This is a genomic window from Marinactinospora endophytica (assembly GCF_054780875.1).
Genome location: NZ_BAAGVM010000006.1, coordinates 90,963 through 101,192, shown reverse-complemented (window position 1 = coordinate 101,192; position 10,230 = coordinate 90,963). Strand labels below are relative to the sequence as shown.

Annotated in this window: 9 protein-coding genes; 5 read left to right on the top strand and 4 right to left on the bottom strand. The window is 71.7% G+C overall.

All coding sequences use genetic code 11. The features are described from left to right. From ACYVHU_RS13360 to ACYVHU_RS13350, 3 genes are all read right to left on the bottom strand, one after another. Window positions 1–421, bottom strand: a 421-nt coding sequence (locus ACYVHU_RS13360) for a DUF2510 domain-containing protein (RefSeq protein ID WP_498948656.1), incomplete at its 3' end; no start/stop codon positions are given. A gap of 71 nt (window positions 422–492) precedes the next feature. Further along, window positions 493–1,020 carry a hypothetical protein gene (locus tag ACYVHU_RS13355; protein WP_235000985.1) on the bottom strand — a complete coding sequence of 176 codons (528 nt, stop codon included), beginning with the start codon at window positions 1,018–1,020 and terminating at the stop codon, window positions 493–495. A gap of 309 nt (window positions 1,021–1,329) precedes the next feature. Then, a complete protein-coding gene (locus ACYVHU_RS13350) occupies window positions 1,330–3,093 on the bottom strand; it encodes a substrate-binding and VWA domain-containing protein (protein WP_498948654.1) in 1,764 nt (587 codons plus the stop codon). Window positions 3,094–3,648: 555 nt separating this feature from the next. Here ACYVHU_RS13350 and ACYVHU_RS13345 point away from each other — a divergent pair. After that, entirely contained in the window at window positions 3,649–4,155 is a 507-nt protein-coding gene (locus tag ACYVHU_RS13345; RefSeq protein WP_144390124.1) for a hypothetical protein, read from the top strand. A 45-nt stretch (window positions 4,156–4,200) separates the two neighbouring features. After that, on the top strand, window positions 4,201–5,037 hold the full coding sequence (locus ACYVHU_RS13340) for a TrmH family RNA methyltransferase (protein WP_078762346.1): 837 nt from the start codon (window positions 4,201–4,203) through the stop codon (window positions 5,035–5,037). A gap of 4 nt (window positions 5,038–5,041) precedes the next feature. Here ACYVHU_RS13340 and ACYVHU_RS13335 read toward each other — a convergent pair whose 3' ends face one another. Continuing rightward, window positions 5,042–5,971: a diacylglycerol/lipid kinase family protein gene (locus ACYVHU_RS13335; RefSeq protein WP_498948652.1), complete on the bottom strand. Its 930-nt coding sequence runs from the start codon at window positions 5,969–5,971 to the stop codon at window positions 5,042–5,044. A gap of 227 nt (window positions 5,972–6,198) precedes the next feature. Between ACYVHU_RS13335 and ACYVHU_RS13330 the strand changes: the two genes are divergently transcribed. The 3 genes from ACYVHU_RS13330 to ACYVHU_RS13320 all read left to right on the top strand — a co-directional run bounded on the left by ACYVHU_RS13330 (window position 6,199) and on the right by ACYVHU_RS13320 (window position 10,147). Beyond that, window positions 6,199–7,113 carry a 2-hydroxyacid dehydrogenase gene (locus tag ACYVHU_RS13330; RefSeq protein WP_078762157.1) on the top strand — a complete coding sequence of 305 codons (915 nt, stop codon included), beginning with the start codon at window positions 6,199–6,201 and terminating at the stop codon, window positions 7,111–7,113. Between the two features lie 66 nt (window positions 7,114–7,179). Then, on the top strand, window positions 7,180–8,853 hold the full coding sequence (locus ACYVHU_RS13325; RefSeq protein ID WP_498948650.1) for a bifunctional 3'-5' exonuclease/DNA polymerase: 1,674 nt from the start codon (window positions 7,180–7,182) through the stop codon (window positions 8,851–8,853). A gap of 121 nt (window positions 8,854–8,974) precedes the next feature. Further along, entirely contained in the window at window positions 8,975–10,147 is a 1,173-nt protein-coding gene (locus ACYVHU_RS13320) for a C40 family peptidase (RefSeq protein WP_078762155.1), read from the top strand. Window positions 10,148–10,230: the final 83 nt, after the last annotated feature.

Sequence of the window (10,230 nt, the reverse complement as noted above, 5' to 3'; positions counted from 1 at the left end):
CGGTGGGTTGGTCCGCGTCGTCGTTGGTGCGGGGTGTGGGAGGGACCGGGTCGATGCGCATGGTGGCGTCGGCCCCGGTGGGGTGGGTGTGGTCGGTGAGGTCGGCGGTGGGTTGGTCCGCGTCGTCGTTGGTGCGGGGTGTGGGAGGGACCGGGTCGATGCGCATGGTGGCGTCGGCCCCGGTGGGGTGGGTGTGGTCGGTGAGGTCGGCGGTGGGTTGGTCCGCGTCGTCGGGCCGACCCCTCCGGTCCTCCTGGGAGAGGTCGGTGAGGTCGGCGGTGCTCTCGGCGCCGTCCGCCCGTTCCGAAAGTTCCGAGAGCGAGCGGACGTGCTGTGTCCACTCCTCGCCGTTCCACCAGCGCAGCTGATTCTCGGCCCCGTGGGGATCCGCGTACCAGCCCGGTTCGATCGATCCACCCATGGGCGACAGACTAGAGGGTCCGTGGACCGGGAACGACCAGGGTTCCGTTACGTGGGGGAAGGCGAGGGACGTCAGATCGGGGAGGCCGTCACATGTTCCCGGATTCCGTTTCCGTTATGTCCGACCTGGGGGAACGGGGCGACGCTCACCGATGCCGCGGAGCCGTCGCGCGGCCGTGGCACGGAACGCCCCAGAAGCCGTTGCGGATCGATGCCGCCGGGGGAGGCGGAGGACACACCGGGGACCTGGGAATGGCCGAAGTGGCCGCCCTGCGCCCAGAGATGGTCGCTGCATCCTCGGGAGTAGGGGGAGGCCGCGGGGGGAGGCCCGGCGGGCCAGCGACGCGGGACGCTCCAGGAGTCGAGCCAGTCGAGGATGGGGTCGAGGCCGGCGAGAGGGCCGTCGGTGAACGGCCGTAGTGAGTGCCCGATCACCTGGATGAGCACGCAGACCCGTCCCTCGCGGGCCCTGTCGGGGCCGCCGGTGGTGAGCTGTCCTTCGGCGCAGGCCGTGGCGGGTAGGAGCTGTACGGTCTCTCCGGTCAGGGGATTCCACACGAGGTGGGCGGTCCGCCCGTCGGCCTCCAGGCGTTGGGCCACGGCACGGGCGGAAAGGGCGTTCGGGTCGGATTCGGTGGTCTGCCACACGGCGCGCGGTGCGCCGCCCCGGAGTCTGCCTCCGGGGGACGTGCCGCGGACCCGTCCGGCGCCTGGCATCCACGCGTTGCCCACGACGGTCACCTCTCAACGAGTTCGCACGTGTTCCGCACTCCCTGCGTATGCGAAGACGCCCGTTAAGTCCATAGGTGTCGCCTGCTGGGTGGGGACGTTCTGTCTGTCCCATCCGGCGCGGGCAGTGGATATCGCGGGGTGAGGTGTCCCGGCCAGGACCGGCCACCTCGCGACGGTTTACCCCTCTTCCCCGGTGTCGGCGATGCGTAGCGCGAAGGACTGGAGGAAGATGTCGCCGATTTCGGTCGGGTCGTCGGTACTGTAGGCCGCCCCCTCGGTGACCTGGGCGATGCGCTCCAGCGGCTCAGGGTCGATGTCGGGGCCGAAAGCGATGGAGATGACCGCGACCGGACGGTCCGGGACGAACTCCTCCTCCAGGGTCGTCAGGAGTTCGTCCAGGCTGATGCTGCCCTCGTCGTCGTTGTTGCCGTCGGTGAGCACCAGGATCGTGTTGACCCGATCGGCCTTGTAGGTACGGGACATCTCGCGGTAGGCGGCGAGGATGGTGTCGTAGAGACCGGTGTCGCCGTCGGGTTTCGGCTCGATCCCGGCGAGGGCGGTGGTGAGAGCCTGGTGCTGGGTGCCCCCTTCGACCTCGTTGTCGAGTGGCCGGATCGGGACGGTCTCCCGGTAGTCGAGGTCGCCGTTGATGCGGACGGAGAACTCCCACAGGCCGATCTCGGCGTCCTCGGGGAACAGCGACAACCCCTCCGTGGCCGCCTGGGTGGTGACGTTCATCCGGGTCAGGCCGGTGCCGGGGACGGCCTCGGCCATCGAGCCGGAGATGTCCAGGACGGTGAGCATTCGGGTGTTGAGTTTGAGCTGGTTCCACGCCCTGGTGAGCTGTTCCACCGCGCCCCCGGAAGGGGAGGGGAGTTCCGCGGGGATCTCCTTTTGGAAGCCGGCCTCGGAGCGCAGGACCTCGGTGTCGGCGGTGCCGTCGGCGGATCGGAAGCCTTCGCCGCGGATGAGGGACTGGGCGTCATCGCCGGTCAGCTCCGCGCGGAACGCCTCGGCGGCCCGGGACAGCAGGGGGTCGTCGGTGCGGAGCAGGTAGGGATAGTCCAGCGTGTAGGTACCCCCTTCGGGATAGTTGACGTGCGCGGGGGCGTTCTCGTGTTCGTTGTTGTAGCGCCACGCGGCCTGTTCGGACAGGACCAGAACAGGGCTGGCGTCCCCGGAGTCCCCGCTCAGCGCGCTGAAGGCGGCCTCTTCATCGGTCGCGACCCCCTGTTGCAGTCCTTGGAAGGCGGCGATGAGCCGGGCCTGCTGCTCTTGGCCGTCGCCGATCGCGCCCTTGATGAGCGCGAGGGTGGCCAGGCCCGAGGAGCTGCGCACGGGGTCGATCAACCGGACGTCGTAGCCGCCGTTCCCGGGGGTGGCCGTGTCGGTCGGGACGAGGGTGGCCCAGGAGGTCGCCTCGCCGTCCTCCGCGGCTTCGCGGGGGAGCGCCAGGACGAGCGGGGAGTGGGCGACGGCGGTCCCGGTGTCGGTCAAGACGGCGTTCTCGGTCGAGCGCTCGACGAGGGAGGGCCACAGCGACGAGTCGGGGATCCACACGTGGGAGGAGGTGTCCCCCATGGTGGGGCCGGCGCCGCTGATGCCGTAGGCGACGTTCGCGGAGTCGGCCCCGCGGACCTCGACCTGGACGCAACGGCCGTCCAGCGAGTGTTCCCCGGCGTTGAAGGACGAGGCGATCCGGGTGAGGACGGGGGAGAGCTCGGAGGCGGCGAGGACCTTCAGGGAGATGTCCTCTCTGCCACAGCCGCCCTGTCGGTCGATGAGGACCCATCCGGTGACGCCCAGACCGAGGAGGACGGCGAAGGCGGCCGCGAACGCCGTGATGGCGCCGCCTCGGCCGCGTCGTCTGCGGCTGCGGCCGGAGCGACGGCGCGGTCGGTGATCGTCCTCGTCCGGGCTGTTTCCGCGGTGCCGTCCCAAAGTGGTGTCCTCACTGGTCTGATCCCGACGTTTCCAGGTAGCGAACGGTACTGAAGTCGCTATCGGGACAAAAGGGGGACTTCTCCTCCAGGAGAGTCGGCGGAGGAGGGGAAGTGGCTTCCTCGATAGACGAAAAGCCGGTTTCTGTAGGCTTTTGTGGCGGTGGACGGTTGATGAATAGTCGGCGGACCCCCTTTTCCGTAGCCGAATCGTGATCCGCTGAGCCTTGTCCTCCGGGAAACAGTCGATGACTCCCCGGAGCTGGGCGATCACCTGTGGTGTCGCCGCGAGGGAAGGCGGGTGAGAGGGGAGGGAAGGAAGCGGTTCGTGGCCGAATGAGCGGGCCGGGGCATTTTGCGCTGCGATTCGCGGCTAGGATGCCAAACGGCTCGCGCCGGCGTTCTGCCGGACTCGCGTGCCGGGTAGGGGCGCGGCGCCACCGGGGGAGGACGGGCCGCGCGGCCCGGCCGCGGTGGGGGAGCGCGGGATGAAACGGCCGGTACGGGAGAGTTCCCGTCGGCCTGCGTGACCATCCGAATTCTTAGAGTGGCGGCCATGTCCAAGTTGAACCCTCGCCGGACCTCCCACGGCACGATCGGTACCACGCTCCTGGGCGGCCTGTGCCTGGGCGGGGCCCTGGTCTACACGGCGATGATCGGCGCCTCGCTGGTGTCTCCGCCCGCCTCGCCTCTGTCCGGGCAGGAGATGACCGCGATGAGCGGCTTGGGCGATCTCTCCCTGGGGCCCGTCGGCAACATCGAGGTCCGCGTCGACGACGGGGAACAGGTCTACGAGCAGAACCTGACCTGCACGGGGGTGCCCGACGTGGACCCGGCGGCCTGTGCCGCCCTGGCCGAGCGGGCCGAGCGGGACGAGACCGACACCCCCTTCGACGAGGTGGCGCCCAACGCGGTCTGCACCGATCTGACCTATGGCCCCCAGCGCGCCACGATCACCGGCACCTGGGAGGAACAGGAGATCGAGACCGAGGTCACCCGCGTGGGCTCCTGCCAGGAGGCGCGCTGGCAGCGGCTCAGGCCGCTGACCGACCCGCTGGAGTAGGACCCCGGACACCCCTGAGGCGGGGGCGTGCGATGCTTGGACCCCGTGAAGGTCATCGAGGTCAGCGACGCCACCGACGAGCGGTTGGCCGATTACGTGCGGCTCCGCGACGTCAACCTGCGCAAGAGCCTGGAGGCCGAGCACGGCCTGTTCATGGCCGAGGGCGAGAAGGTGATCCGCAGGGCGCTCCAGGCGGGCTACCGCCCACGCTCCTTCCTGCTCACCGAGCGCCGGCGTGAGGCGCTCGCCGACGTCATGGAAGGCCTCGCCGCTCCGGTGTACGTGGTCAGCGAGGACGTCGCGCACCGCCTGGTGGGCTTCGACCTGCACCGTGGCGCGCTCGCCTCGTTCCATCGCAGGCCCCTGCCGACCGTCGAACAGGTCATCGCCGACGCCCGTAGCGTGGTGGTGCTGGAGGACATCGTCGACCACACCAACGTCGGGGCGATCTTCCGCAGCGCCGCCGGGCTCGGGGTGGACGCGGTCGTCCTCGCCCCCCGTTGCGCGGACCCCCTCTACCGCAGGTCGATCAAGGTGTCGATGGGAGCGGTGTTCACCCTGCCCTACGCGCGTCTGGACGACTGGTACGCGGGGTTGGGGGAACTGAGCCGGCTGGGGTTCCGGCTGCTCGCGATGACACCGGCCCCGGGGTCGGTCCCCATCGCCGAGGCGCTGGCCGGCACCGGAGCGCGGGACCGGAACGCGCTCCTCATGGGGACCGAGGGCGACGGCCTGTCGTCACGCTGGATGGAACAGGCCGACGTGTGTGTGCGCGTTCCCATGGTCGACCGTGACGTCGACTCCCTCAACGTCACCGCGGCCGCCGCCATCGCCTGCTATGAGCTGGTCCGGGGGCGGGTCGAGGACCGCGCGGCCGGTTGAGGGGTCATGCCCCGCCGGGGAGGATGAAGTTCCAGGCCCCGGGCAGCACCCGCCAGGTGCGCGAGGTGATGTTCTCCTCGAGTTCGCCGTCGTTGCTGGCGGTGACCGGCTCGCCTCGGACCGAGATGACCTGCGCCTGGCGGCGGTAGACGTCCATCTCCATCGGGTGGGTGCCCCGGTGGAGCCGGATCGCGTGGGCGGCGCGCCGCCAGAAACCGCGGGAGCGCGAGACGACGAGGTTGATCAGGCCGTTGTCGACCCGGGCGTCGGGGTCGAGGGTCCCGGCGCCGCCCCCGATGAAGCGGCCGTTGGCCAGCCCGACCATGAGGACCTTGTGGCGGGTGTCGATCACGGTCTCGCCGTCGGCCTCGACGTGCAGCCGATACCCCTGCGCGGCCCAGCCCGCGATCAGCCCGCCGACGGGGAAGCTCACCGGTCCCAGGACCTTCTTCCAGCGGGCCGCCTCACGGGTGGAATCGGCGCCGACACCGAGGTGGACGGCGTTGACCGTGATCTGGCCCTCGTCGTCGACGAAGAGGTCGAGCGGTCGCGCGGTCCCCTCGGCCAGGGCGTGGGCGGCGTCGGCGGCCTGCAGGGGGATGCCCAGGCCACGGGCGAAGTCGTTGCCGGTGCCCAACGGGATCAGGCCGACTGTGCGTTCTCCCAGTTCCGAACGTCGGTGCAGCGCGTTGGCCAGCGCGTGCAGACTGCCGTCCCCTCCCGCCACGACCACGGTCTCGTGGCCGCGGTCCAGGAGCTCGTCGAGTTCCTCGGGGGAGCAGGAGTAGCCGACCTCGACCGCGCCGCCGCCCGAGATGGCCAGCTCGCCGACCGCCGTGCGTAACAGGGCGTCCTCGTTCGTCCCGGCCTTGGAGTTGCTGATGATGAGCACGGGATCCCTCCGGGGGTTCGTGGTCGGCACGGGGACGGTCACCGTGCGGATCATCGAGACGTGCGGAGCCGTGTCACGGGCTCCGACAGCGCTATTGCCCGCTGTTGGGCGGATTACTCCCCACGGCGGGCGTGCATGTCCCCACAGGTCGGGCGTCTGGCCGCTCCGGGACGATCGGGGCGCCGCTGGTACCTTCGATGATGATCAGACCCACGACCGCGGGCCCTCGCGCGGGCCCGGCCGTGGCGTACGGAGCGGAGGAGCGGGCGATGGGCGACCGGGTGCTGGTCCCCTGGGACCTCGACCGGAGCGACGGTCTCGGGGATCTGCGGGTGGAGGTCTACGACGGCACGGGCGAGCCGCCCGGGGACCTCTCCGACGTGGTCTTCTACGTCGCCCCCTATGGGCGGGCGGGAGCGCTTCGACCGGTGGCGCGCATGCCCCGGCTGCGTGGCCTCCAGCTCCTCACCGCGGGGTACGAGCACGCGCTCGAGGTGCTTCCGGAGGGGGCGGCGCTGTACAACGGGCGCGGCCTCCACGACGCGAGCACCGCCGAGCACGCGCTGGCCCTCGTCCTGGCCGCCCAACGCGACCTGCCCCGCTGGACCGCCGACCAACGCCGGCACACGTGGGCACCGCACTACACCCGTTCCCTGGCCGGGTCACGGGTGCTGATCGTCGGCTACGGCAGCATCGGCGCCGCGATCGAACAGCGGTTGGTCCCGTTCGAGGCCGAGGTGGTGCGCCTGGCCCGCCGGCCGCGGCCCGAGACGGGGGTCCACGGGATCTCCGACCTGCACCGGCTGCTGCCCGACGCCGATGTGGTGGTGATCGTCGTGCCCCACACGCCCGACACCGAGAAGATGTTCGGCGCGCGCGAGTTCGCGTTGCTGCGCGACGACGCGCTGGTGGTCAACGTGGGACGCGGTCCGGTGCTCGACACCGAGGCGCTGCTCGCGGAGAAGGGGCGGGTGCGCGCCTTCCTGGACGTGACCGATCCGGAGCCGCTGCCCGCCGACCACCCGTTGTGGGACGCGCCGGGAGTCCACATCACCCCGCACGTCGCCGGGGGCTCGGCGACGTTCTACCCGCGCGCCCGCAGGTTCGTGGAGGAGCAGATACGCCGGTGGGCGGCCGGTGAGCCCCTCGCCAACGAGGTCCGCGCGGGCGCGGGGCAGGGCTGAGCCGGGTCACGGCCGCCGCCGTGTCCCGCGGCGCGGAATGTCGCAGGTCGGGGCCAGAATTAGGGCATGCGTACCGCCGTGGCCCCGGATCCGGACGGCGGGGCGATGCTGTGTCGGCTGCGCGCCGACGGCACGCCCCAGGGGGCGCCGTGGCACGCCGCCGACCTGCCGGCCGAGATGGCCGTCCTCGAACGCTCGCCCGCCGGCCCGCCACGGTGGGTGTGGGCCGCCACCAGCGAGATCTACCCCTCGTTGCTACGCAGAGGGACACCGCGCCTTGGACGCTGCCACGACGTCGCCCTTGTCGAGGCGCTGCTCCTCGCCCACCAGGGCCGTTCCGGCGAGGCGCGTTCCCTTGGGGCGGCGTGGGCGCGGCTGCACGGCAGGAGCGTGCCCGACGATCCCGTCTCCCAGGTCGGTTCGAGCCCCCAAGAGGCCCTTTTCGAGCCCGACCGCTCGGCTCTGCCGGCCGGCACCGACCACCTCGCCGCGCTCGTCGAGGTCCACGCCGACCAGCAGCGTCGTATCGCCGCGCTTGCCCGGCCCGACCGTTTCGCGCTGCTGGCCGCGGTGGAGTCGGCGGGGGCGCTGGCCGCGGCGGAGATGGCGTTCGACGGCGTGCCGTGGCGAGCCGACGTCCACGACCGGTTGCTCACCGAACAGCTCGGTCCCCGGCCGCACGCGGGTGCGCGACCGGAGGTCCTCGCCGACCTCGCCGAGCAGATCAGCGCGGCCTTCGGGCGCACGGTCAACCCCGACTCGCCCGCGCAGCTCCTCAGGGCCTTCGCGGCGGCCGGCCACTCCCTCCCCTCGACCCGTTCCTGGGTCCTGAAGGGCGTCGACCACCCCGCCGTCCCGCTGCTGTTGCGCTACAAGGAGCTGTCCCGGCTGTTCTCGGCGAACGGGTGGACGTGGCTGGACACCTGGGTGCGCGACGGCAGGTTCCGGCCGGACTACGTCGTCGGTGGGGTCGTCTCGGGCCGGTGGGCCACCCGGGGCGGTGGCGCGTTGCAGATTCCCCGGGCCATCCGCAGGGCCGTGACCGCGGATCCGGGATGGACCCTGGTGGCGGCGGACGCCGGGCAGCTCGAACCGCGCGTCCTCGCCGCGCTCTCCGGCGACCACGGGCTCGCCGCGGCGGCCGCGGGGGGTGACCTGTACGCCAGGCTGGCCGGCGCGTTCGGTGGTGACCGTGACCGCGCGAAGATCGCGGTGCTCGCCGCGATGTACGGCCAGACCGGCGGGGATGCCGCTCCGCTGCTGCGTGTCATGCGGCGCGCGTTCCCTCAGGCGATGCGGCACGTGGACGCCGCGGCGCGGGCCGGGGAGGAGGGACGGCTGGTGCGCTCCCTGCTGGGACGGACCTGTCCGCCGCCCTCCGCGAAGTGGCGGCGGATCATGGCGGAGGAACCCGACAGCGAGGCGGCGCGGCGGGCGGCGCGCGAGCGCGGGCGCTTCACCCGCAACTTCGTCATCCAGGCCACGGCGGCGGAATGGGCGCTGGTCCTCATGGCCGCCGTGCGGCGCCGGATCGGGGCGGAGGAGTCGACCCGCGACACCGTTCGGCTGGTGTTCTTCCAGCACGACGAGCTGGTCCTGCACACCCCCCGTCCCCTCGCCGGGAAAGTGGTGGAGATGTTGGGCGACGCCGAGGCCGAGACCCGTCGGACGCTGTTCGGTGAGACGGACGTCCGCTTTCCGCTGGACGTCTCCGTCGTCGAGTGCTACGCCGACGCCTGACACGACGGTCACACTGTGCGCGGGGCCCCGCTCGTTCACGTGATCTTTGCTTGAAACAGAACGGGTTTCGGCCCATTCTGGTAGCCGACATTCTCACCGGGCGCGGGAAGGCGAGGTAGGGATGCGCCGGCATCTTGCGGCTTGTGCGGGCTCGGCGATGGTGTTCAGCGTGGCTTTCGGGGGCGTGAGCGCCCCCGCCTGGGCCGAACCGGAGCCCGGTCCCCGTCCGGCGGTCGACAGCGGGCGGCACAACAGCGGAAGCGAACCCGCCGAGCGCGATTCGGCCAAACCGGCGTCGCCCCCCGTGGCCGATTCCGGCCGCGCGAGGGTGCGCCGGGCCGAGGTGGAACCCCTGGGCGAGATCCGGTCACGGGAGTACTTCGCGGTGCTGCCGGGCACGGTCCCGGCGAGGACCCTCGCCGAGGTGCGCCGGATCGACGGCGTCGAGGCGGTCGAGGTCGTGGACGCCGCACGGGTACGCGTGGACGGCGAGACGACGTCGGTACTCGGTGTGGACGCCTCCTCCTTCCGGGGGTTCGCCCCGGAACCGTCGGCGAGGTCCGACGAGATCTGGCAGGGGGTCGCGGGCGGCGGCATCGCGCTCTCCAAGGAGGTCGGCGAACAGCGCCGTCTGGAACTCGGCCACGACGTCGAGGTCGCCGGCGGCAAGGGCATGGTCGAGCTTCCGGTCTGGACCCACGCGACCTCGGGCGTCGCGGGGATCGACGCGCTGGTGTCGCGCGAGGTCGCCGCCGAGCTCGGTTTCCCCGAGGGCAACGGCCTGGTCATCTCCGCTCCCGACGCCGACCTGTGGGACCTGCGCGATCGGCTGGAGGAGGTCCTGGGCGAGGACGCGGGCCTCCAGGTGCTCGCCGAGGAACCCGAGGACCGGCCCTTCGACGCCGAGGGCGACCCGGTCCCCGGTACGGTCGTCGAGAGGATGATCGCGGCGGCCGAGTCCAAGCTGGGCACCCCCTACGTGTGGGGCGACGAGGGGCCGGACAGCTTCGACTGTTCGGGCCTGGTCCAATGGGCGTTCGCCCAGGCGGGGGTGGCGGTGCCCCGGGTGACCCACGACCAGTGGTGGGCGGGGGAGCACGTCGACTACGCCGACGCCCGCCGTGGCGACCTGATCTTCTGGCGTACCGATCCCACCGCCCCCGACTACATCTCCCATGTCGCCATCTACCTCGGGGACGGGATGATGATCGAGGCCCCCCGATCGGGCGACGTGGTGAAGGTGACCGAGGTCCGGATGGAGAAGATGGCCGGACTGGTCCGCGTCCACGTCTAGCGTCCCGACGCCGTCGCGCGCTCGCGGGTCGGGCCGGACGGTGGTGTTTCCCCGGGCGGGACGGTGCAACGCCGTTCTGGGGA

What these genes read in the sequence shown, in the direction of transcription:
- ACYVHU_RS13345 (WP_144390124.1), top strand. Translation starts at nt 3,649, where the DNA reads ATGTCCAAGTTGAACCCTCGCCGGACCTCCCACGGCACGATCGGTACC.
- ACYVHU_RS13330 (WP_078762157.1), top strand. Translation starts at nt 6,199, where the DNA reads ATGGGCGACCGGGTGCTGGTCCCCTGGGACCTCGACCGGAGCGACGGT.
- ACYVHU_RS13325 (WP_498948650.1), top strand. Translation starts at nt 7,180, where the DNA reads ATGCGTACCGCCGTGGCCCCGGATCCGGACGGCGGGGCGATGCTGTGT.
- ACYVHU_RS13320 (WP_078762155.1), top strand. Translation starts at nt 8,975, where the DNA reads ATGCGCCGGCATCTTGCGGCTTGTGCGGGCTCGGCGATGGTGTTCAGC.